Source organism: Pseudomonas sp. O39 (assembly GCF_045447295.1).
Taxonomy (GTDB): domain Bacteria; phylum Pseudomonadota; class Gammaproteobacteria; order Pseudomonadales; family Pseudomonadaceae; genus Aquipseudomonas; species Aquipseudomonas antarctica_A.
In genome coordinates, this window is the sequence record NZ_JBJGXV010000015.1 from 30,230 (window position 1) to 52,823 (window position 22,594).

General features: G+C 60.5%; 26 protein-coding genes. 3 read left to right on the forward strand and 23 right to left on the reverse strand.

Annotated features, from left to right (window positions below; genetic code table 11):
• Positions 1-14 precede the first annotated feature (14 nt).
• Together ACI77D_RS19000 and ACI77D_RS19005 are read right to left on the reverse strand one after the other, a co-directional pair.
• Entirely contained in the window at positions 15-836 is an 822-nt protein-coding gene (locus tag ACI77D_RS19000; protein ID WP_407017253.1) for an SDR family oxidoreductase, read from the reverse strand.
• 241 nt (positions 837-1,077) lie between these two features.
• Positions 1,078-1,557 (reverse strand): GNAT family N-acetyltransferase, encoded by a 480-nt coding sequence (locus ACI77D_RS19005; RefSeq protein ID WP_064453739.1) that lies wholly within the window; start codon positions 1,555-1,557, stop codon positions 1,078-1,080.
• A gap of 189 nt (positions 1,558-1,746) precedes the next feature.
• On the opposite strand from ACI77D_RS19005, the gene ACI77D_RS19010 reads away from it, so the two are divergent.
• From ACI77D_RS19010 to ACI77D_RS19020, 3 genes are all read left to right on the forward strand, one after another.
• Positions 1,747-2,943 carry an MFS transporter gene (locus tag ACI77D_RS19010; RefSeq protein WP_262666022.1) on the forward strand — a complete coding sequence of 399 codons (1,197 nt, stop codon included), beginning with the start codon at positions 1,747-1,749 and terminating at the stop codon, positions 2,941-2,943.
• 85 nt (positions 2,944-3,028) lie between these two features.
• Positions 3,029-3,376 carry a hypothetical protein gene (locus ACI77D_RS19015; RefSeq protein WP_064453741.1) on the forward strand — a complete coding sequence of 116 codons (348 nt, stop codon included), beginning with the start codon at positions 3,029-3,031 and terminating at the stop codon, positions 3,374-3,376.
• A 51-nt stretch (positions 3,377-3,427) separates the two neighbouring features.
• Positions 3,428-3,694, forward strand: coding sequence for a hypothetical protein (locus tag ACI77D_RS19020; RefSeq protein ID WP_064453742.1), 267 nt, complete (start codon positions 3,428-3,430; stop codon positions 3,692-3,694).
• 277 nt (positions 3,695-3,971) lie between these two features.
• Here the strand turns inward: ACI77D_RS19020 and ACI77D_RS19025 are convergent, their stop codons facing one another.
• From ACI77D_RS19025 to ACI77D_RS19125, 21 genes are all read right to left on the reverse strand, one after another.
• Positions 3,972-4,700, reverse strand: coding sequence for a class I SAM-dependent methyltransferase (locus tag ACI77D_RS19025; protein ID WP_407017254.1), 729 nt, complete (start codon positions 4,698-4,700; stop codon positions 3,972-3,974).
• A 25-nt stretch (positions 4,701-4,725) separates the two neighbouring features.
• Positions 4,726-5,643: a PfkB family carbohydrate kinase gene (locus ACI77D_RS19030; RefSeq protein WP_407017255.1), complete on the reverse strand. Its 918-nt coding sequence runs from the start codon at positions 5,641-5,643 to the stop codon at positions 4,726-4,728.
• Entirely contained in the window at positions 5,636-7,102 is a 1,467-nt protein-coding gene (locus tag ACI77D_RS19035; RefSeq protein WP_064453745.1) for a cytosine permease, read from the reverse strand. The genes ACI77D_RS19030 and ACI77D_RS19035 overlap by 8 nt, the downstream gene beginning before the upstream one ends.
• 192 nt (positions 7,103-7,294) lie before the next feature.
• Positions 7,295-8,296, reverse strand: coding sequence for an ADP-ribosylglycohydrolase family protein (locus ACI77D_RS19040; RefSeq protein ID WP_221295473.1), 1,002 nt, complete (start codon positions 8,294-8,296; stop codon positions 7,295-7,297).
• Complete coding sequence (locus ACI77D_RS19045; RefSeq protein WP_407017256.1) at positions 8,293-9,006, reverse strand: GntR family transcriptional regulator; 714 nt, start codon at positions 9,004-9,006, stop codon at positions 8,293-8,295. Before ACI77D_RS19045 ends, ACI77D_RS19040 begins: the two co-directional genes overlap by 4 nt.
• 70 nt (positions 9,007-9,076) lie before the next feature.
• Positions 9,077-9,637 (reverse strand): DUF1285 domain-containing protein, encoded by a 561-nt coding sequence (locus ACI77D_RS19050; RefSeq protein ID WP_064453748.1) that lies wholly within the window; start codon positions 9,635-9,637, stop codon positions 9,077-9,079.
• A gap of 26 nt (positions 9,638-9,663) precedes the next feature.
• Entirely contained in the window at positions 9,664-10,269 is a 606-nt protein-coding gene (locus ACI77D_RS19055; RefSeq protein ID WP_128588377.1) for a DUF4823 domain-containing protein, read from the reverse strand.
• 129 nt (positions 10,270-10,398) lie between these two features.
• Complete coding sequence (locus ACI77D_RS19060; protein ID WP_259763519.1) at positions 10,399-11,367, reverse strand: GTP 3',8-cyclase MoaA; 969 nt, start codon at positions 11,365-11,367, stop codon at positions 10,399-10,401.
• A 139-nt stretch (positions 11,368-11,506) separates the two neighbouring features.
• Positions 11,507-12,175, reverse strand: a complete 669-nt coding sequence (locus ACI77D_RS19065) for a TetR/AcrR family transcriptional regulator (RefSeq protein ID WP_221295476.1) — start codon at positions 12,173-12,175, stop codon at positions 11,507-11,509.
• Positions 12,176-12,620: 445 nt separating this feature from the next.
• Positions 12,621-13,406, reverse strand: a complete 786-nt coding sequence (locus tag ACI77D_RS19070) for a TatD family hydrolase (RefSeq protein WP_407017257.1) — start codon at positions 13,404-13,406, stop codon at positions 12,621-12,623.
• Positions 13,407-13,483: 77 nt separating this feature from the next.
• On the reverse strand, positions 13,484-14,473 hold the full coding sequence (locus ACI77D_RS19075) for a DNA polymerase III subunit delta' (RefSeq protein WP_221295478.1): 990 nt from the start codon (positions 14,471-14,473) through the stop codon (positions 13,484-13,486).
• The gene (gene tmk, locus ACI77D_RS19080; protein WP_064453753.1) at positions 14,466-15,098 is read right to left on the reverse strand and encodes a dTMP kinase; all 633 of its coding nucleotides are present in this window, start codon (positions 15,096-15,098) and stop codon (positions 14,466-14,468) included. The genes ACI77D_RS19075 and tmk overlap by 8 nt, the downstream gene beginning before the upstream one ends.
• A gap of 19 nt (positions 15,099-15,117) precedes the next feature.
• Positions 15,118-16,320 carry an endolytic transglycosylase MltG gene (gene mltG, locus ACI77D_RS19085; RefSeq protein WP_407017258.1) on the reverse strand — a complete coding sequence of 401 codons (1,203 nt, stop codon included), beginning with the start codon at positions 16,318-16,320 and terminating at the stop codon, positions 15,118-15,120.
• Position 16,321: 1 nt separating this feature from the next.
• Positions 16,322-17,137 carry an aminodeoxychorismate lyase gene (pabC, locus tag ACI77D_RS19090; RefSeq protein ID WP_064453755.1) on the reverse strand — a complete coding sequence of 272 codons (816 nt, stop codon included), beginning with the start codon at positions 17,135-17,137 and terminating at the stop codon, positions 16,322-16,324.
• A complete protein-coding gene (gene fabF / locus ACI77D_RS19095; RefSeq protein WP_053257561.1) occupies positions 17,137-18,381 on the reverse strand; it encodes a beta-ketoacyl-ACP synthase II in 1,245 nt (414 codons plus the stop codon). Before fabF ends, pabC begins: the two co-directional genes overlap by 1 nt.
• A 128-nt stretch (positions 18,382-18,509) precedes the next feature.
• Positions 18,510-18,746 carry an acyl carrier protein gene (gene acpP, locus ACI77D_RS19100; protein ID WP_010566559.1) on the reverse strand — a complete coding sequence of 79 codons (237 nt, stop codon included), beginning with the start codon at positions 18,744-18,746 and terminating at the stop codon, positions 18,510-18,512.
• Between the two features lie 192 nt (positions 18,747-18,938).
• Positions 18,939-19,682, reverse strand: coding sequence for a 3-oxoacyl-ACP reductase FabG (gene fabG / locus ACI77D_RS19105; RefSeq protein ID WP_010566560.1), 744 nt, complete (start codon positions 19,680-19,682; stop codon positions 18,939-18,941).
• Between the two features lie 24 nt (positions 19,683-19,706).
• Positions 19,707-20,645, reverse strand: a complete 939-nt coding sequence (gene fabD / locus ACI77D_RS19110) for an ACP S-malonyltransferase (protein WP_064453756.1) — start codon at positions 20,643-20,645, stop codon at positions 19,707-19,709.
• A 126-nt stretch (positions 20,646-20,771) separates the two neighbouring features.
• Positions 20,772-21,782 (reverse strand): phosphate acyltransferase PlsX, encoded by a 1,011-nt coding sequence (gene plsX, locus ACI77D_RS19115; RefSeq protein WP_407017259.1) that lies wholly within the window; start codon positions 21,780-21,782, stop codon positions 20,772-20,774.
• Positions 21,783-21,786: 4 nt separating this feature from the next.
• Positions 21,787-21,969: a 50S ribosomal protein L32 gene (gene rpmF, locus ACI77D_RS19120; RefSeq protein WP_008152339.1), complete on the reverse strand. Its 183-nt coding sequence runs from the start codon at positions 21,967-21,969 to the stop codon at positions 21,787-21,789.
• A 13-nt stretch (positions 21,970-21,982) separates the two neighbouring features.
• On the reverse strand, positions 21,983-22,513 hold the full coding sequence (locus ACI77D_RS19125) for a YceD family protein (RefSeq protein WP_032886799.1): 531 nt from the start codon (positions 22,511-22,513) through the stop codon (positions 21,983-21,985).
• Positions 22,514-22,594: the final 81 nt, after the last annotated feature.

Consider the following 22,594-nt stretch of genomic DNA (forward strand, 5'->3'; position numbering starts at 1 on the left):
ACCTCTTGTTGGATTTAGTCGTGGTACATCACAGAACGCCCGCCATCGATCATCAGGCAGGTTGCATTGATAAAAGGCGCCTCGTCAGTCGCCAGGAACAGTGCCGTCATCGCCACTTCTACCGGCTGGCCGATACGCTTGGGCGGGTGCAAATCGAAGGCGCGCTGACGCTCGGCGTGAGGGTCAGGAAAACCGTTCCAGTAATCGACATTGAGCTGAGTTTCGATATACCCCGGGGCGATGGCATTCACGCGGATGCCCTTGGGCGCGTATTCGATGCCCAGGGCGCGAGTGAGCCCGAGCAGGCCGTGCTTGGCGACGGGATAGGGAAAGCAGCCGGGGATGATGTGGCTGGAATGGGTGGAGGCAATGTTGATGATGTTGCCGATGCCCTGCTCGATCATAGATGGCAGCACCGTGCGGCAGCCGAACCAGGCGCCGTCGAGGTCGATGGCGAAACAGCGGCGCCAGTCTTCGTCGGTCATCTGCAGTGGGTCACGGAACACGTTGACGCCTGCGCAATTGACCAGCACATCCACGCGACCAAAGCGCTCAATGGCCAGGTTGACCAGCGACTGCCATTGCTCTTTGGAGGTGATGTCGACGGCTTGCGCGACGATTTGCGCCCCGCGCTCGCGCCAATGCGCGGCGACTTTTTCGACCTTTTCGCCCTGGATATCCGCGATCACCAGGCGTGCCTGCTGGGCCTGGAAACAGGCGACGATCGCCTCGCCAATGCCTTGGGCGGCACCGGTGATGATCACCACTTTGTTCTTCAACCGCTCGCCATAGGTAGGCTCGGGGACGGCGGGTAACGACAACGGTTGGGGCTGCATCGCTTCACCTGTTTTATTTTTGGTAGTGAGTGCTGATGCAGGCGACTATAAACCCATCATTTAAAATATCTCAATATATAAATTTGCATCCCATATATTGGAATAAAATCAAAAAATAATGTGGGAGCGGGCCTGCCCGCGAATGCAGTGGGTCAGTCAATAAATCATTGGCTGAACGACCGCATTCGCGAGCAAGCCCGCTCCCACATTTTTGATCTTGGGTGCTTTAGGAGAAGTGTTTTCAGCCGGTGGCGAAATCGCGCAGCGCGTCACCTTCCATGCGGTAGCGCACCCACTCCTCCTGCGGCTGGGCGCCGATGGATTTGTAGAAGGCAATCGCCGGCTCGTTCCAGTCCAGCACGCTCCACTCAAAACGCCCGCAGCCGTTGTCGCAGGCGATCCTGGCCAGGTGGCGCAACAGTTTCTTGCCCGCACCGCCACCGCGTTGCTCGGGGTTGATATACAGGTCTTCGAGGTACAGGCAGTTGCTGCCCAACCACGTGGAATAACTGAAAAAGAACACCGCAAAGCCAATCGGCAAGCCGTCCCGCGAACAGATCAAGCCATGGGCGGTGGCACCCTCGCTGAACAGGCTGCGCTCGATATCCACCACACTGGCGATCACTTCATGCCGGGCCTTTTCGTACTCGGCAAGCTCGGTGATGAACGTCAGGATCTGCGCAGCATCGCTGGGCACGGCGGGGCGAATCTCGATGGTCATGGGCGAGCCTTGGGCAAATTCAAAGCCCACATATTAAGGCGGTTTGATGACGGATTGCAGTGCAATTTCGCGGTGACTGGGGCGCTTTACTCCGTCGCGCGGTAACCCGAGCACCACCAACCACAGAACAATCCGCCGGGTCGTGCATGGTAAACAGAGCGTATAAATCCAACGATTCGAGACTTGCTCATGCACACCACGCCTGCGGTCGGCGCGAAGACATTCGCGCTGTTCTGCCTTGCCAGCTTTTTGTTGTCGCTGTCCTACGGCTCGACGTTTCTGCTGTCGCTATTGATTCATTCGCGCGGGGGGAACGAGCATGATGCCGGCAGCGTGATTTCCATGGCGATGCTCAGCACGTTCGTGGCGGTGGTTTTTTGCGGGCATTTGGCCGATGCCGTGGGCGCGGCACGGGCTATTGCGGGGATGGGCGTGTTGCTGGTGGTGGCCTGCCTGGGGTTTGCGCTGACGCCGGGTTTTGGTCAAGGCCTGATGCTGTTCGGGCTGTCCTTGGGGTTGGGCTGGGGCGTGTTCTACACCTTGGGGCCGATCATCGTGACACTGCTGGTGGAGTCCCATCAGCGGGCCAAATACTTTGCGCTGCTGTCGGGCAGCATGTTGAGCGGGATCGGCGCCGGCCCTTTGCTCGGGCGAGCCGCCAGTGCATTGGACCTGCCGCTTACAACGGCCTTCTATATTGCGGGGTTGGCCAGCCTCGCCGGCGTTGTGATGTTCTGGCGCATGGGCGCACGCCTCAAACATCACGCGAATGTGCCCACCTCGAAAATTTCCTGGGCTTCCAGCCGCCGAGTGCTGTCATCCAAAGCGGCATTTGCGATCTTGATGGTCGGCCTGGGTGGCTGTGTATTTGGCGGGCTGTCCTCGTTCCAGACCAGCTATGCAGCGGCCCATGGGTTGGACTATTCGCTGTTCTTCGCGGGCTTCCTGAGTGCCGCCATCACCAGCCGCCTGTTGATCGCCGGCCACGTGGTCAAGCGTGACGCCTACCGGGCCGCCTGCGTGTTATCCGGGATCATGCTCGGGTCGATCGCGCTGTTTGCTTTTGGCGTCAGCGGTAACTTCAGCTACCTGCTGGCGGCTGCCATGTTGGGGGTTGGATATGGCCTCACGTATTCGGTGATTAATGGACTGGTGGCCAGCGAGGCGCCGTCCGGCACTACGTCCCAGGCACTGCTGCTGTTCAGCCTGGCGTACTTTATCGGCGTGTTCGGGTTTCCCTGGCTGGCCGGCAAGCTCATCGTCGACTACGGCCTGCCGACGCTGCTGGCGAGTGTGCTGGGCGTGGCCGTGCTCAACTGGCTGATTACGGTGGCGCGGTTGATCTGGCGCCAGCGCTCGGCACACAAAATCTTACAGGTAACTTGATACCGTTCGTCGCCATCAAGGCACGAACCAGAAACGGGCGCGGACCAATAAAGGGTAAGGACATTAATCATATGGAGACACCCCCATGAAGAATTCCAAGTTTGCCGCCCTCGCCCTCACCGGCCTGCTGTCTGCCGCCTCGCTGAGCGCCTTCGCCGCGACCTCGTCGACCGGCAAGACTGACCCCGTCGGCAGCCCGCCAAGCCCTGCCACCCAGGAATCCCAGGATTCGATGGGTACCGGCCTCGACACCAATGGTGGCGCGATTATCGACAACGGCGCTGACCCACGCACCAAAGGCGCCGACACCCAGCGTCAGGCACCGGCTGCGGTGGGCAACGGCAAAATGGGCCCGGGTATCAGCAACGAGCCGAAGGTCAATAAAGGCGATGACAACAACATCCCTGGCGCACCGAAACAACCCGCGCCTTGATGCAGCGATAGCACGACTTACACCCGATCATTTCCCAGTGAAGAGGTACACATGAACGTCGATAGAAACCTTGAAAAAGAAGTCCTCACCCGCCTGTTGCACGCCCACCCGAACGGTTTGGGCAAGGAGGTGCTGGATAACTACCGCGGCGAGAAGGAGGTTGCCAGTGTCTTGGCATTCCTGCAGGACCGTGGGCTTATCAAGGATGGGCATGTGACCACCGACGACGCCGGTGAATATTCGTTGAACCTGCCGATCAAGTTGACCGCGTCCGGCGTGGACGAGGCGCGCAAGTTGGAAGGTGAAAGCCGTCACTGATCCATTTTGTCTGGCCTGGCCCTGGCAGCAGGGCCAGTGGGCTTAGGGCAATGCCTCTTGGAAGCAAAGCCAAATACACCGCCGCACAGGAGCGCAAGGCTGCGCGTATCGAAGCCTGAGAAAGACGGGTTAGACCAGGCTCAGATCAGGCACTCGACACCCATGTGCTAGCGGGCTTGTTCGCGAATGCGGTGGGTCAGTCAGCTGAGATGTCGACTGACACTCGGCATTCGCGAGCAAGCCCGCTCCCACAGGTTGATCCGATTTGCCAGTGAGATCAGCGGTGGGCCGACACCAGCAGCATCATAGGGCGCTCTTGCTCTTCGCCCAGCTCTGGCCGCGCAATCAGGTCCGCCTCGCTTGGGCCCCACTCCTCGATATGACTCAACGCAAACCCCGCCTGAATCAACAGATTGAGCAACGTGCCCAACGTACGGTGCTGTTTGATCACCCCATCGGCCAGCCAGTTGGTGACCCGTGGCCCTTCGATTTGATAGCCATCCAACGGCCAACTTTTTCGGCCTTGATCATCGACCAGCCATCCTGGATTGCGCGGCGACATGAAAATAGGGTGTTCAATGGAAAACACCAGTCGCCCGCCGGGCACCAGCGCCTGGTGGATACGCTCGAACAGGCCCTTGAGGTCGACGATGTAATGGAACGCCAGGGAGCTGTAGGCCAGATCGAATGAGGCCGCCGGCAGGTCAAGCTGCTCCAGGTCGGCAACTGCATAGGTGATAGCGGGCGCCGAGGTCATCTCTTTGGCCCGCGCCAGCATCTTGTGCGACACGTCCAAGCCAAGTACATGCGCAGCGCCCTGCTCCTGAGCCCAGCGACTGAACCACCCGTAGCCGCAGCCCAGGTCCACCACGTTCAAGCCAGGCATCGCCGGCAACTGTGCCTGCAACGCAGGCCACTCGGGCGCACCGGCCAGGCCTTCAACCGAGCGGCCCATCTTGCTGTAGCCCTCGAAGAAGGCAGGCGTGTCGTAGATATTCTGAGTCATTGCGTTGCTCCGTGCTGAGTACGCCCTATTCTGCCAACAACGCATCCACTTCGTCAGCCCCGGGCGAAGTCGCCGGGCCCCAGCGCGTGACCGCCAACGCTGCCGCCGCATTGGCCCTGCGTGCCGCTGCAGCGGGCGCCAAGCCCTTGGCCAACCCGGCCAGAAACACACCGGCATGGGCATCGCCCGCGCCGTTGCTGTCCACCGCTTGCACCTTGAACCCCGGCACATGCTCAGCCTTGCCTTGATGGCTCACCCAGCAACCATTGGGCCCATCGCGCACCACCAGCAATGCTTCGGCAGGCAGGTGGCGATTGAGCGCCAGCAGCGCATCGGCCAGCGTGCCCGCGCCGGTAAACGCAAGCGCTTCCGGGCCGTTGCTGGTCCAGATATCGATACGCGGCAGCAAGGCAATCATCAACGCCGAATCCGGCGCCTTGACCAACGGCCCCGGGTCGAACACCACCGTGATTTCACGCGGCAGCGCCAACAGCCAATCGAGCAAGGCCCGGGCCTTGCCTTCGAGCAACAGGCTGTAGCCGCTGACGTACACATAGTCGTCCGCGCGCGGTAATACGCCCGCCAAATCCTCAGCCCTCAAGTCACCTTCAGCGCCGATGTGGGAAATGAAGGTGCGCTCAGTGGTGGCCTCGGTCAGCGACACGCACAAACCCGTGTCCTTATCGTCGCTGGCATCCTGGGCTATCTCCACACCTTCGGCCTGCATGGCAGCGCGGGCCAGGTCGCCGAAGCGCCCTGCTCCATGGCGCCCCAGGTAGACCACCGGCAAACCATTGCGCCGGGCCGCCGCCATCACGTTGAAGCCACCGCCGGCTTCGAAACTGGCGGATTGCGCCAGTACGTCGCCACCGGTTGCGGGCAAGGTGTCGAGGGCCATGACCAGGTCGACGATGACCTGGCCGGTGTGCAGCAATCTAGACATTGGGGCTCTCTACTAACGCTGAACGACGGTCAGCCGCGCCGCCCAGTACGGCATAAATACCGCCGGCCACCAGGAAGGTGACAATCCAGCCCAGGCCGTTGTGGCCCAGCCAGGAGTCGGACAACGGCCCGGCGAACCAGATGTTTTCGGCGGTAGTGCCGATGGTGGTGAAGCTGAAACCCAACACGATCGCCACAGCCCAGGCGCCGAATGCACGCCACTCCACACCACCGCGGTACCAATAGGCACTGCTTGGGCTCACGTCCAGCAGGTCTTTGGCGCTGTAGTAGTGACGGTGAATCAGGTCGACCACGAAGATCCCGACCCACGCAGTGATCGGCACCGCCAGCAGCGAGATGAAGGTAATAAACGGGCCGTAGAAGCTGTCGGCGATCAGCATGAAGTAAATCGAACCGGCGAAGATCGCCACAATATCAACGATGACCGCGTGTACGCGCTTGACCTTCAAGCCGAGGGTCAAGGTAGTCAGACCCGCCGAATACACCGAAAGGTTGTTGGAGAGCAGCAGCCCACCAAACGCGGTGATCAGGTACGGCACGGCCATCCAGGTAGGGAGCATGTCGCGGATCGCGATGATCGGGTCAGTGGCCGAGGCCAGGTCGTTGTTGCCGACCGACAGCAGGCCGCCGAGGGTGATCAGCAGCACCAACGGAATTCCCGCACCAAATGCGGCAGACGCCACCAGGCGCGCAGCTTTGACGCTGCGGTGCTGGTAGCGCGACATGTCGGCACCGGCGTTGGCCCAACCGATACCGGTGCCGGCGGCCATGGTGCCGACGCCAATGATCATCGCGCTCAGCGGTGCCGGGGTGGCGTTGAACACCGCGCTCCAGTCGATGGTTGCGCAGAGGAAGCCGCCCACCAGAATATTCAAACCGCCGAATACGTAAGTGGCCCACTTCTGAATCACCAGCAGCGTGGCGTGACCCAGGCCGGACACGGACAAGGTCAGCAGCACGAAAATGGCGATGAATATCAGTGTCAGAACCGGTGCACTTTTCGCCTCGACCGGCGAATGAAACAGGATCGAACACAGTGACAGCAGCACGAAGGCAGCGGTGGTGGTGTTGACCGTTTCCCAGCCCAGGCGCGACATCAGCGACACAATGGTCGGGCCGATATTGCCACGCACGCCGAAGATCGCGCGCGACAGGGTCAAGCTCGGTGCACGACCACGCCGGCCGGCAATGGAGATGATGCCCACCACCGCGAAAGAGCCGGCGGCGCCGAGAATAGCGACGATGATTGCCTGCCAGATTGCCAGGCCACGAAACGCCACCAGAGTAGCACCGAGCGGCAAGCCGAGGATGCTGATGTTAGCGGCGAACCACACCCAGAACAGTTGCAGCGGATGGCCGTTGCACTCGCTTTCCGGGACCGGTTCGATACCACGTGTTTCCAATTGCCCGGCGCTTTGGCCGGAAGAAGGGGTGCTCATGAGGGGTGCTCCTGGTGCCTGTATTGTTGTGGTTGTGGCAGATACTCAAAGCTTTAACCGGTCGTCCTGACTCACCTACGATTTAATGTGGGAGCTGGCTTGCCTGCGATAGCGGCCTTCCAGTTGATGCATCAGTGACTGACAGGTCGCTATCGCGGGCAAGCCCGCTCCCATGGTTTTGAGCTGCGGTACTTAGCGCAGATCAAGCAGCCCCTGGACCAACGGCTGCAAATCCAGGCCATTGACGGCCTTGACCTGTTCGATCATTTCTTCAGGCCAGCACTGCATCCCCAGGCACGCGCCCAACATGGCGCCGAGAATCGCGGCGATGGTGTCGGTGTCGCCGCCGAGGCTGGCGGCCAGGCACAGGGCCTCTAAGGCATTCATCGCGCCCACCGCTACTTGCTGCGCGAGGGCAAACGACACCACTACCGACTCCTGGGACGCGACGGAGGTACCGATCAGTTCGTACAGCAGGTCGGCAAACAGGGCTTTGTCGCCGCTGCCGACGCTCAAGGTCCGCGCCCAACTGATGCGGGTGGCGATGCGTCCGCCGGCAATCCAGTGACCATGGCCTTCCGCCTGCTGGGCGATTTGGGTGCCGATGTTCAGCGCCTCTCCCAGATCCACACCGTTGATACCCGCCGAGACCACCGCCGCAACGGCCGCCGCGCTGGAAATGCCCAGACTGGTGTTGTGAGTGACTTGGCACGCCTGGATCACCGCCTGGATAAACTGCGCCGGATCGCTGACATCCGCGGCAATCCCCACAGGCGTGATGCGCATGGCAGCGCCATTGGTGGTGCCATAGCGCCCGGACTCTTCCGGGGTGTGGCCAGCGAGGATCATGTCGATTGCGCGCTTGGTCGATGGCCCGAGCAAATCCTGCGAGCCCTTGGCGCGCATCACGGCTTCCCAATCGATCAGGCGCTGGGCGAGCACGGTCGGTTCGATCTTGCCTTGGCCTTCCACCAGCAACTCGCCTACCAGGATCGCCTGTTCTGTGTCATCGGTGATGGAGCCGGCCGGCATGTTCGGCGCGATGGGTTGGTCGGCGTCGGCGTCTTCCAGGGCGGTGATGGCACCGAAACGCTGTTGCACCTGCTCTCGGCTCAGGGACTGGGTGGGCATACCCAGGGCGTCGCCCAAGGCCAGACCGTAGAAGGCGCCAAGGGCGCGATTTTCCGAGGTCATTTTGAAGCTCCAAACTGCAGGTGCAGGCGAAAGTGCAGAGGGTCGAGCAGACTTTCGACGTACTCCATGAAGCGCTCACGGCGGTCGTAGGTGGTGCGCGAAGCCTTGAGAAACACGGTGCCGGCTGGGCGACCAAGCAACTCGGCGTCTTCATCGCTGAGAGGCTCTGCGCCGATCCATTGGTCACCTTCGGCGCCGACATAACCGTAAGCGGCCAGGGTAATGGTCAGGGAGTCGTCGATCAGGCCGACACGGTGCAAGCCTTCCAGGCCACCGGCGGCAGGCATCAGCGAGCGCTCAAGGGACACAGCAGTGCCGTCCGTGGTGCGCCGGCGGCGGTCGAGGGCGATGAATTGGTCACTGCCGAATCGGCTGAGCAGGTCGGGACGGGTCACCGCCTCCAAACGCAGGATGTCAGTGATGACCCGTGCGCCGGTATCAGCCAGGGCCTGGGCCCAGCCGCTGCGTTGGTCGAGCACCATGCCGTCGAAGGTGACGATTGAGCCGACGCCGCTCTGGGTGGCGATGTAGTTGCGCCGCTTGAGCTCAGCCAAGGCTTCGCGCAGGGTGCCACGGCTGACCGCAAACTCTTCGGCCAACTGATGCTCGCCCGGCAGCAGGAAACCGTCGGCCATTACTCCGCCCTCGATACGGCGGATGAGCTCGTCGACGACGCGTTTTTTCTTATCAAATCGGACATGTCTAATCATGTACAAATTGATAACCGAAAGCGTCCACCTGCAGCAAGCGAATTATTTCAGAGAGATGAAAAAACCGGCCTCAAGGCTCAAGGCCAATGCGGAAAAACTCCCCGCCGCTCCATACGCCAAGCCAGTTCTGACCGTTGATCGGACGGCTCACCGCCAACTCGACCAATTGATAGAACGCGTTGCGGTGCACGAGGGCTTCGAGGTTGGTGCGCACCCGCAGATAAGGCGCGGGCTCTTGGGTGACCGGGTCGATCACCACCCGCAACGGGTGTTCAAGCCCGGCTTCGACCTGTTCATCGACATTGGTGGTAAAGCGCAATACCTGGCTTTCGCCCTGCCCTTCGACTTCAAGGGTTAGCGCGACAAACGGCGCATCATCGACGGTGATGCCGACCTTTTCCACCGGGGTCACCAGGAAATACTCATCGCCATCGCGGCGGATGATGTTGGAAAACAACTTGACCATCGGCTTACGCCCAATGGGCGTGCCCTGATAGAACCAGGTGCCGTCGCGAGCGATGCGCATGTCGATAGCGCCGCAGAAATCCGGGTTCCACAGATGCACCGGTGCCGGCCCCTTGCCCTTGGGCAGTTGAGCCAACAGATCATTGGCCTTGGCGGAATCGGTCATGGGCTCTCCCTTATCTACGTGCTGGGTTACTGATCACTCATGCCCAGCAGGCCTCGGGCGTACTTCGCCAGAGGGCGGGCAATCAGATCTTCTGGCTTGTTGTCGTGGAACGTCAGTAAACCGCCACGACTGCGAATGCGTGCAGTATCAATCAAATACTGGGTGCTGGTCTCGATCAACATGATCTGGATGACGCCGCTGTCGAGTCCCACGCGGTCCAATGCCTGCTGATCGGTCCACTCATCGGCATTGCCGATACGGTCATCGGCTGCCGCAAAACGGCAATACAGCAGGTAATGTGCACCCGCTCCACGGGCTTCGGCCATGGCCTGTTCCAGGCCTTCAGGCTTGCGGGCGCGGCGCACCATGGGGAAATATTCGACGAAGCCGTTGAAGGCTTCTTCGGCCACCACGTTAGGACGCGGGTAGGCACTGCCCGGCGGTACGAAAGCACCCTGGGCGATAAAGACAAAGGAGTCCGGCTGTATGCGAACTGACGCGGTACGGCGGGTATCACTGTGGTCCAGCAACCCGGCGTCGCTCATCTGATAGCGGGTGCCTTCGGCCATATCGCTGACGGTCATGCAACCACTCAGCGTCAACGACGCCAGCAACAAAACCAGACTACGCATCCCAATCCTCCAAAAGCCGGTGACGGAAAACCGGCGAATGGGCACAAGATGCAGAATCCGCGCCATTCAAGAACAACACACAACAAATGTGCGAGCGGGCCCGCTCCCACAGGGTTCAGCCAGTTTTGGCTAGCCGCCGATGATCTTCATGATCGTCGCACCACCGGAGAAGGCCACTTCCTGTTTATCGCCCAACGCCTTCACCAACAAGCCTTGCAAGGCCGGCAACGCCTGGTGACGCGGTTTGTCCAGCAGGTCGCCGATGTAGTGACGGTTGCTCGACGACAGGCAGCCATGCAACCAGCCGGTGGATGACAGCCGCAGGCGCGAACAGGTACGGCAAAACGGCACGCTTTCGTTGGCGATCACGCCAAAAAAACCCTTGCCTGGCACTTCGTAGCGCACCGCGGTGGCGTCCACCGGCGCATTGGCTTGCAGGTATTCGTGGTGTTCGCCGATCAGGCTGAGCAATTGCTGCAGGCTGACGAATTGTTGCAGGAACGCATTGGAGTCCTTGGCCAGGTGGCCCATGCGCATCAGTTCGATAAAACGCAGCTCGTAGCCGCGTTCCAGGCAGTAGTCGAGCAGCGGCATCACCTGGTCGAGATTCTGCCCGCGCAACGGCACCATATTGACTTTGATTTTGATCCCGGCAGCGCGGGCCTGGTCCATACCGTCCAGCACGGTGGCCAAGTCACCGCCACGGGCGATGCTGCGAAAAGCGTCGGCGTCCAAAGTGTCGAGGGACACGTTGATGCGGCGAATACCGGCGTCCACCAGCAGTGGCAATTTGCGGGCGAGTAGTTGGCCGTTGGTGGTCAGGCTGATATCACTGAGCCCCATCCCGCCCACCGCGCCCATGAAGGCTTCCAGCTTGGGGCTGACCAGCGGCTCGCCGCCGGTGATGCGCAGGCGCTCGATACCCGCCGCTTCGATCAGATAAGCCACGCCACGGGCCATGGCCTCAGCCGAGAGTTCGTCCTGGGCAGCCACCAACCGCTTGCCGTTAGGCACGCAGTAGGTACATGCGTAATTGCAGGCTGAGGTCAGGCTGATCCGCAAATTGCGAAACCGCCTGCCTTGACGATCAACGATCATGGATCACTCCGGCAGAGGATTGTACGGGCGAGCTAAAAGCTGACTTATAAATCAACTTTTAGCAAGGTCCTTGCCTGAGTATATTCCTGGGGTACTGCAACTGGCAGTAATTCATTGCGCCATCACTGTCGGGAATAGCTTAAGTAGCAGGGGTCTCGGCGCTCTTCGGCTCAGCGCCTGGCAGTTCAGCGCTGTGCTTGCGCTTGTTGCCCATGCGCACGCCGATATCCATCAGGAACTGGAAGAAACCTTCCTGATCTTCCAGCACATTGCTCCAGAACGGCGAGTGGTACAGCGCAACCGCGCCGTGCACCAACGCCCAGGCAGCGCAGTAGTGGAAATAAGGCGGCACATCTTCAAGCTTGCCTTCACTGATGCGGCCCTTGATCAGCAAGGTCAGGCGTTCGAAGTTCGAGGCGCGGATCTTGTGCAGCTCCTCGACCATTTCCGGCACCTGATGGCCTTTGACCACCTTCTCTTCCAGGCGGTCGAACAGGCGGTAGCGCTGCGGATCACGCATGCGGAACTCGAAGTAGGCGCGGGACAGGGCTTCCTTGTCCTTGTCCACGTCAGCCGAATGCAGCAGTTCGTTCAAGTCGCGCTCATAGTCGAGCATCAGGCGCAGGTAAATCTCGGCCTTGGATTTGAAGTGCTTGTAGATCGTGCCTTTGCCGATACCCACGGCATCCGCAATCATCTCGACGGTGACACTGTCTTCACCTTGTTCAAGGAATAACTTGAGTGCGGTGTCGAGAATTTCCTGCTCACGGCGGCGAAACTCACGGACCTTACGGGGTTCTTTGTGCATGAGGAAGAGGTCTGCAAAGGTCGAAATAGGGAGGGTTGCGCAGGGCCATGAATACGTGGCGATACGATTTACCCGGTGCGAGGGATTATCCCGACTGAACGGTCGTTGGGCAACGCCTATGTGAACCCGCGACGCACTTTACTTTCAGCACGCCAACGATTTGCTTGATATCAGTCAGAAATAATACGCAACAACTACCCCTGTGCACCTGCGCAATGAGAACTCAAGCGAAGCGCGCGTATTCCAAATCTGTTTAAAAAACGATCAGATGTGACTGGACTGAATCCGATACTGATCAATACTTGAACTGTCGACGTGGCATCTCCCCCAAGTGACGCGTCGACCTGGGTACCGACGGACTGCGTGCCCTTGTTTTACTCCTAATGGTCTTAGCCCGGATTCACCCCCCAGAACCCGGGTTTTTTTTGCCTGCGATTTGCCTGCTCTACCCGGCGACATGGGCCAGCGGGAACAACCGCTTGAAGTTCTCGGTGGTCTGCTCGGCAAAGCGCTCGTACGACTCACCCCGCAGCATTGCCAGGTAATCCGCCACGTCGCGCACATATTCCGGCAGGTTCGGCTTGCCGCGATGGGGGATCGGCGCCAGGTACGGCGAGTCGGTTTCCACCAGCAGGCGGTCGGCAGGCACCTGGCGCGCAACGTCGCGCAAGGCGTCGGCATTGCGGAAGGTGACGATACCGGACAGGGAAATGTAGAAGCCCAGGTCCAGGGCGGCCTTGGCCATGTCCCAGTCTTCGGTGAAACAGTGCAGCACGCCGGCCTGGGGCAACGCCGCTTCGCGCAGCAGGGTCAGCGTGTCGGCGCGGGCGCCGCGGGTGTGGACGATCACCGGCTTGTCGGTTTGCTGCGCGGCGTGCAGGTGCAGGCGAAACGAGGCCTGCTGCAACTCGGCGGCCTCCGGCTCGTAGTGATAGTCCAGGCCGGTTTCGCCAATGGCCACCACACGGGGGTGGTTGAGTTCGCCCAATAGCCAATCGAGGGCCGGCGCTTCACCGGGCTTGAGGTCCAGCGGGTGGATGCCTACCGAGCAATCGACATCGGCATACCGATCGGCCAGTGCTTTGACGTCGGCAGCGTTTTCGGCGCTCACGCCGATGCACAAGAAGTGCCCTACTCCGCGCTGGCGCGCTGCCTCAAGGGCGGAATCGAGGGAGCCGCCGTGCTGGGCAAGGTCGAGGCGATCAAGGTGGCAATGGGAATCTACGAGCATAGGAAGTTACGACTTGAGTCCGGAAAGTTGAGTCACGGAAAGTATGCGGCCAACGATACACCCGTCGGCCACTGAAATTAACGGCGGCCGAGCAGGCCGACCCACTGCACCAGCAGCGCTTCAAGCAACAGCACGCGGTTGAGGTTGGCTTTGCCGAGAACCTTCTGGCGCTGGGCCAGAATCCAGTCCTGAATATTCAGCACCTTGTCTTGCGCGCTTTTCTGCGCGAGGTACTGCACCACCTTGCGCATATCCGGCAGGCCCAAGCCGCTTTCATCCTGGGTCAACTGGTAGCGCAGGATCAGGCTCGACCAGTCGCAGAACCAGTCGAACAGCAACAACAAGGGAATGTCTTTCCAGGCGCCTTCGGCCAGTTGCGTCGCGGACTGCTCTTGCTTGAGCAGCTTTTTGACGCCCTCCACCACCAGCGCGCGCTGCTCGCGCACGCCTTGGGCTTGCAGCTTCACGGCAGCCAGCGGTGAACCGGCGGCCAGGGTCAGCAGCTCGACCCGTTCGTCCTGCGAACACTCAGGCAGCGCCTGGGCCAGCCACTGCAAGCTCAGGGCTTCGCTTGGCAAAGGGCAGGCCTGTTGAACACAGCGGCTGCGAATGGTCGGCAACAAGCGGCTGGACTGATGGCTCACCAGCAACAGCACCGTATCACCCGAGGGTTCTTCCAGGCTCTTGAGCAAGGCGTTGGCGGCGTTGATGTTCATCGCTTCCACCGGCTCGATCAGGACCACCTTGCGCCCGCCCATCTGCGCGGTCTGCACCACAAAGCTGACCAGGTCACGCACCTGGTCGACCTTGATCGCCTTGTCGGCTTCCTCGGGTTCCAGCAAATAGTTATCGGGGTGGCTTCCGGCCTTGAGCAACAGGCAGGATTTGCACTCGCCGCAGGCTTCCAGATTGACCGGGCGCTGGCACAGCAGGCTGGCCATGAGCCGCTCGGCCAATGCGCGCTTGCCGATACCGATCGGCCCGTGCAGCAAATAGGCGTGGGCATGCTGGGCGCGGCCGGCCAATTGTTGCCAGAGACTGTCCTGCCACGGATAGGCTTCAGCCACGGGCGCGCTCCAGGAGTTTGGGTAGCAGAGCGTCAATGGCGTGTTGTACCTGAGCCAGCGGCTGGGCCGCGTCCAGCAGGGAGTAACGCGCCGGCTCAGCCTTGGCGAGCGTGAGGAATGCAGAGCGCACGGCTTCGAAGAACGCATGCCCTTCCAGCTCGAAGCGGTCCAGGCGACCGCGGGCACTGGCACGCGCCATACCGACTTCCACCGGCAGATCGAACAGCAGGGTCAGGTCGGGGCGCAAATCGCCCTGGACGAAGGTTTCCAGTGCAGCGATGCGCTCCAGGGACAAGCCACGGCCACCGCCCTGGTAGGCATAGGTGGAATCGGTAAAACGATCGCAAATCACCACGGCGCCGCGCGCGAGTGCCGGGCGGATCACTTCAGCCAGGTGCTGGGCACGGGCAGCAAACACCAGCAGCAGCTCGGTGTCCGGGTTCATCTGTTCTTCACCTGGAGCCAACAGCACTTCACGAATGCGTTCGGCCAACGGCGTGCCGCCAGGCTCACGGGTCAGCACCACTTCAACACCCTCGGCGCGCAAGCGCTCGGCCAGGTAATCGCGGTTGGTGCTTTTGCCGGCGCCTTCCGGGCCTTCCAGGGTAATAAACAAGCCAGTCACAGGCAGTCCTTAGTCAGAGTCATTGCGGGCTTTGCGGCGCGGCGGTGGCCGGCGCAGGCTCGGTCGGCTTTTCAACCGGCGCTTGAGTCGGCACATCGGCAGGTGGCGCCGGGTCTTCCGATGGTTTCACCACCGGCGCGTGAGTCGGCGCATCGGCCGGAGCCGCCGGGTCTTCCAATGGTTTCACCACCGGCGCCGGGCTGGAGCGATAGTCGGCCCGGCGCTTGAGCTGAAACTCACGCACGGCGGCATTATGCGCATCCAGGTCATCGGAGAAAATATGGCTGCCATCACCGCGGGCGACGAAGTACAGGCTGCTGCCCGACACCGGGTTCAGCGCTGCGTGGATCGCCTCGCGGCCGACCATCGCGATCGGCGTCGGCGGCAGGCCGGCGATCATGTAGGTGTTGTAGGGGTTGGCTTCCTTGAGATGAGCGCGGGTCAGCTTGCCGGTGTAGCGTTCGCCCAGGCCATAGATAACCGTCGGATCGGTCTGCAACAGCATGCCGATCTTCATGCGGCGCACGAATACGCCGGCGATCTGCCCGCGCTCTTCCGGTACGCCGGTCTCTTTCTCTACCAGGGAGGCCATGATCAGCGCTTGGTAAGGGTCGGTGTACGGCGCATCGGCGGCGCGCTTGCTCCACTCCTGGGCAAGGACGTCGTCGAGGCGGTTGTAGGCCTTTTTCAGGAATTCGACATCGGTCATGCCGCGCACGAAGCGATAGGTATCAGGGAAGAATCGCCCTTCAGGGAACACGCCAGCGTGGCCGAGCTTGTCCATCACTTGGCTGTCGCTCAGGCCCGACAAGGTCTGCACGATCTTTTCGTGCTTGGCCAGGGCCGACCGTACCTGACGGAAGTTCCAGCCTTCCACCAGCGTCAGGCTGTATTGCACCACTTCGCCACGCTGCCACAAACCGATCAGGCCTTCAGCGGTCAGGCCAGGCGTCATGCGGTATTCGCCGCTGTGCAGCGGCTGGCCATCGAGGGTGAAGCGCCAGTAAAGGCGTAACCAGAAAGCGCCATCAAGCACACCGTCGGCTTCAAGGCGATTGAAGGTACCCGTCGGGGTCGACCCGGCAGGCACATCGAGCAATTGTTCCTGGGTCAGATTCAGGGGCTGCTTCAAGGCAGAGTCGAGCTTCCAGGCCGAGAAGCCCAGCAGCAAGCCTGCCGAGACCAGGCCGATCTGCAGCAGTAAAACCAGTTTTCGTATCAACTCAAATATCCAATAGCGCGCGAACAATGCCCTGCAGTTTACGGGTGAGCGGCCCAACCGACCAGCTCATCGCAGCGCAACCACGCACCGGCCAAATGCCATAAACGCTGTTGCACACGAAGACTTCGTCAGCCTGCCGCAACTGCTCAAGGCTGATGTCGGCCACGGCCAACGGGATGCCCAGCGCCTGTGCCTGTGCCAGAACCTCCGCGCGCATCACTCCGGCAACGCCACAACGATTCAGATCAGCGGTTAGTAACAAGCCGTTGCGCACTAGAAACAGATTGCTGAAAACGCCCTCAATGACGCGTCCGGACATATCCAGCATCAAGCCTTCGGCATGTTCGGCATCTTGCCACTCAGCGCGGGCGATCACTTGTTCGAGACGATTAAGGTGCTTGAGACCGGCCAGCAACGGCTGCTCGGCCAAGCGAGTAGCACACGGAAACAGGCGGATGCCATCGGTTCCGTGAGCATGGGGATAGGTAGCGGGCGGACTGCCCTGCAAGATACGGCGCACCGGAGCGCCGGGATTGATGCCATACCCGCGCAGGCTGTCGCCACGGGTGAGGATCAACTTGAGTACACCGTCGCCAAGGGCGGCGGCATACGCCAACACTTCGCTGCGGATCAGCGTTTGATCCGCAACCAAGGCGAGGCGCCGGCAACCCTCAGCGAGGCGTTGCAGGTGGCGGTCGAGCAGCACTGGCTGCCCGGCCTTGACGGCAATGGTCTCGAACAGCCCGTCGCCATACGCCAGGCCGCGATCTTTCAGGGGCACGCTGTCCGCTGGCTGACCGTCGACCCAGCTGTGCATCACTCAGCGAACCGGCGGAACACCAGGGAACCGTTAGTGCCACCAAAACCGAACGAGTTGGAAATCGCCACGTCGATCGGCATCGGCTGCGCTTCATGAGGCACGAAGTTCAGGTCGCAGCCTTCGTCCGGCTCATCAAGGTTGATGGTCGGTGGTGCGACCTGGTCCTTGATCGCCATCACGCTGAAGATCGCTTCGACCGCGCCCGCCGCACCCAACAGGTGGCCGGTCATGGACTTGGTGGAACTGACCGCCAACTTGTACGCGTGCTCGCCGAACACCGACTTGATGGCTTCGGCTTCCGCCAAATCGCCGGTCGGGGTCGAGGTGCCGTGGGCGTTGATGTACTGCACCTGGTCAGGGTTGACCTTCGCATCACGCAAGGCGTTGGTGATGCAACGTGCAGCACCGGCACCGTCGGCCGGCGGCGAGGTCATGTGGTAGGCGTCGCCGCTCATACCAAAGCCAATCAGCTCGGCGTAGATCGTGGCACCACGCGCTTTGGCGTGCTCCAGCTCTTCCAGTACCAGCGCACCCGCGCCGTCGGACAGTACAAAGCCGTCACGGCCCTTGTCCCACGGACGGCTGGCCCGGGTCGGCTCATCGTTACGAGTCGACAGCGCACGGGACGCGCCGAAGCCGCCCATGCCCAGCCCGCAGGCGGCCATTTCGGCGCCACCGGCGATCATCACGTCGGCTTCGTCATAGGCAATGTTGCGTGCGGCCATGCCGATGCAGTGCGTGCCTGTGGTGCAAGCCGTGGCGATGGCGTAGTTAGGTCCCTGTGCGCCCAAGTGGATCGACAGGAAACCGGAAATCATATTGATGATCGAGCCCGGCACGAAGAACGGTGAAATTCGACGGGGGCCGGAATCGTGCAAGGTGCGGCTGGTTTCTTCGATATTGGTCAAACCACCAATACCCGAACCCATGGCCACGCCGATGCGCTCACGGTTGGCGTCGGTTACTTCCAGGCCAGCATTACGCACCGCCTGAAAACCGGCTGCCAGGCCGTATTGAATGAACAGGTCGAGTTTGCGGGATTCTTTGATCGAGAGATATTCCTCGACATTGAAGCCCTTTACCGAGCCGCCAAAACGGGTGGAATAGGCAGAAAGGTCCGTGTGTTCGATCAGACCAATACCACTGTGGCCAGCAAGAATGCCCTGCCAACTGCTCGGCACATCCGTACCCAGTGGCGACAACATACCCATACCGGTGACTACGACGCGTCTACGCGACACAGCACTCTCCTTTTTCTTGATGACGACACTTTGCTTCAGAGCTCACTTTGCTTCAGAGCTAAAGAAAAAACCGCACGCCGTTACAGCAGTGCGGTTTTTCCCTAACAGCAAGCGACGACTACAAACTATTACGCCTGGTGGGCAGTAACGTAGTCGATAGCAGCTTGAACGGTAGTGATTTTTTCAGCTTCTTCGTCCGGGATTTCGGTCTCGAATTCCTCTTCCAGAGCCATCACCAGCTCAACGGTGTCAAGGGAATCGGCACCCAGGTCTTCTACGAAGGAAGCAGTGTTGGTCACTTCTTCTTCTTTAACGCCCAGTTGCTCGGCGACGATTTTCTTGACGCGCTCTTCGATGGTGCTCATACCTTGTTTAACTCCTAATGGACAAATTCAGGCAGCTGGCCAGTGGGTAAGTGTATAGAAAGCCTTTTCAGCTTTTCAACTGAAAGCTTCACCCTTGTACCCGGCAGACCACCTGCCTATAAATTAAGTTGCAGCTTTATAACGGATTTTAGACAGCTCGTATGACATTTTTTTGAAGCGATCCGTCACAATTTAACTCATGTACATCCCGCCGTTCACCGGGATTGTAGCCCCAGTCACGTATGCCGCACCGTCGGATGCCAGGAAAGTGACCACATTCGCGATCTCTTGAGCCTGGCCCAGACGGCCCAGCGGAATCTGTGTCAGCAAAGCTTCACGCTGTGCTTCCGGCAGTTCACGGGTCATATCGGTGTCGATGAACCCTGGGGCTACCGAGTTGACCGTAATCGACCGCGAACCGACTTCACGTGCCAATGCACGACTGAAACCTTCCAGACCGGCTTTGGCGGCTGCGTAGTTTACTTGGCCTGCGTTGCCCATGGCACCCACTACAGAGCCAATATTGATAATTCGGCCCCAACGCGCCTTGGTCATGCCGCGCAAAACGCCCTTGGACAGGCGAAACAGACTGTTCAAGTTGGTATCGACCACGTCGTACCACTCGTCGTCTTTCATACGCATCATCAGGTTGTCGCGGGTGATACCAGCGTTGTTTACCAGAATAGCCGGCGCGCCAAATTGTGCAGTGATCTGGGCCAATACAGCAGCAACCGACTCATCACTGGTCACGTTCAGCTCAAGGCCGGTGCCCTGCACGCCGTTTTCCTTCAAGGTGGCGGCGATACGCTCGGCACCCGAAGCGGAAGTAGCGGTGCCGATCACAACAGCACCCTGACGGCCCAGTTCGAGGGCAATCGCCTGGCCAATACCACGGCTGGCGCCGGTAACCAGTGCAACTTTACCTTGCAGACTCATGCAGGCTTCTCCTAATTTCAGGGTTCAGGCCAGCGCCGCACGAGCGGCAGCGAAGGCGTCAGGTGTATTGAGGTTGGCGGTGGATACGCCGTCGGCGCAGCGCTTGTTCAGGCCGGCCAGGACCTTGCCCGGGCCGCACTCAACCAGCTCGGTGGCGCCGTTGGCAGCCAGGGTCTGGACCGACTCGACCCAACGCACTGGCTTGTAGAGCTGCTCCAGCAGGTCGCGCTTGAGGGTGTCGAGGTCGACGGCCACGGCCGCGCTGACGTTCTGCACCAGCGGGATCTGCGGCGCCTGCCAATTGATGGCGGCGATGGACTCGGCAAAACGCTCGGCGGCCGGGCGCATCAGCTCACAGTGGGACGGCACGCTCACCGGCAATGGCAAGGCGCGCTTGGCGCCACGGGCCTTGCAGCCTTCGATGGCACGCTCAACAGCCGCCTTGGCGCCAGCGATCACCACCTGGCCAGGGGAGTTGAAGTTCACTGCGCTGACTACTTCGCCCTGGGCCGCCTCGCTGCAGGCCTCGATCACAACGGCATCGTCCAGACCCAGGATAGCGGCCATGCCGCCCTGCCCGGCCGGAACGGCTTCTTGCATCAACTGACCACGACGCTCGACCAGCTTGACCGCTTCAGCGAGGGTCAGGCTGCCCGCAGCCACCAGAGCGCTGTATTCGCCCAGGCTGTGACCGGCCACGTAAGCCGGGCGCGCGCCGCCTTCCGCCAGCCACAAGCGCCACAGGGCGATCGAAGCGGTCAGGATGGCCGGCTGGGTTTTATCGGTTTGATTGAGTTGCTCTTCCGGCCCCTGCTGGGTCAGTGCCCACAGGTCGTAACCCAGGGCATCGGAAGCTTCCTTGAAGGTTTCTAGGATCAGCGGATGTTGCGCGCCCAGCTCGGCCAACATGCCGAGGGACTGCGAACCCTGCCCTGGAAAGACGAATGCGAGGGATGTAGACATGTAACAAGCCCCTAATGATCTGGTCGTCAAAAATGCGCGCCCCTTCGGTCGGAGCGCACGAAACTGACAAGTTGGATGGTCTATTGAACTGGCCGGTCACATTTAAGCACTCCCAGGCCAATTCGCCTAAGGCAACAGATCCTCAAGACGGCCGCGCAAGCGTTGCGGCAGGTTTTCCTGAATCTCGATCAGCGCTCGCGCAATCGCACTCTGAAAGCCCTGCACACCGGCCGAGCCGTGGCTTTTCACCACAATGCCCTGCAGCCCGAGAAAGCTTGCACCGTTGTGCCGCGCCGGCGCGAGATCAGCCTGCAAGCGGCGCATCAACGGCAGCGCCAGGGCGCCTACCAAACGTGACGCCAGGCTCTGCTTGAACAAGGCCTCGATACGCGTGGCGATCATTGTCGCCAGGCCCTCGCTGGACTTGAGCAGGATATTGCCGACAAACCCGTCACACACCACCACATCCGCCTCGCCCCGGTACAAACCGTCACCTTCGACGAAACCGATGTAATTCAAGCCCCGAGCCCCTTGTAACAGGCTGGCAGCGAGCTTGACCTGTTGGTTGCCCTTGATGTCTTCGGTGCCGATATTCAGCAGGGCCACACGCGGACGAGCCACACCCAGCGCCTCTGCGGCCACCGAGCCCATCACAGCGAACTGAAACAAGTGCTCGGCGCTGCAATCGACGTTTGCACCCAGGTCGAGCAACTGGCAATAGCCTTTCTGCGTGGGAATCGCCGCGACCATCGCCGGCCGATCGATACCGGGCAGCGTCTTGAGCACATGCCGCGACAACGCCATCAACGCTCCGGTGTTGCCGGCACTGACACAGGCTTGCACCTTGCCATCACGCAACAACTCAAGCGCCACCCGCATTGAAGAATCAGGCTTGCCGCGAAGGGCGACCGCTGGCTTTTCATCCATGCTGATGGTTTCGCTGGCCGCTGTAACAGTCAGGCGCGCGCGATCCACCGCCGAATGGCTGGCAATCAATTCTTCAAGAAGGGAGGGTTGACCGACGAGGGTCAGGTGCAGCGAGGGCGTTGCAGACAGGCTGGCGATGCAAGCCTGAACAATGCTGCGGGGACCGAAGTCCCCGCCCATTGCGTCAATCGCGATGACTTGAGCAGACAAGTGATTACTCGTCAGCGCCCTTGTCGATCACTTTACGACCACGGTATACGCCTTCTGGCGATACGTGGTGACGCAGGTGAATTTCACCGGTGGTTTTTTCTACAGACAGAGTGCTCGCCGTCAGGGCATCGTGCGAACGACGCATGTCACGGGCGGAACGGGATTTTTTGTTCTGCTGAACAGCCATAATTGATTAACTCCTAAACGTTTGGGTCACGCTTTAACTGCGCCAATACACTGAACGGGTTGGACCGCGTTACCTCGTCCTCGCTCGGTTCGGCCTCGTCATCGAGACCCTCCGGCTGCTGGCATTCTTCCGGATGATGAGCAGGCACAATGGGCAAGGCGAGCAAAAGCTCCTCCTCGATCAGTGCATGCAGATCCAAAGGATCTTCGCCCAGTTCCAGCACGTCATAACCTTTCGGCAACGACTGGGTATTCGCACCCTCCTTCACCACGGCATAACTGCATTCGCTGTGGATCGGCAGGGTGACCAGCTCAAGACAACGCTGGCAAACCATTTTGACTTCGGTGTCGATAAAGCTGTGGATTACCACAGATTTACGTTCATCTCGTTCAAAAACAAATTTGGCCTGCACCGTACCGACAGTGTCGGAAAGCGGGTCGCAGAGTCTCTCCAAATCGGCCAGCAGCAATTCACCTTGAAGGGAAGTGCCACGATCTGCCAATTTGCGCGGGTCAACGTGAGGTGGAATCGGGTCATTCAACATAGGCGCAGCATTATAGGGATGCACCCAGCCATGTCAAAGGAAATTCAGCCCTGTGCGTCAGCTGGTCGCCCCGCTAGAATC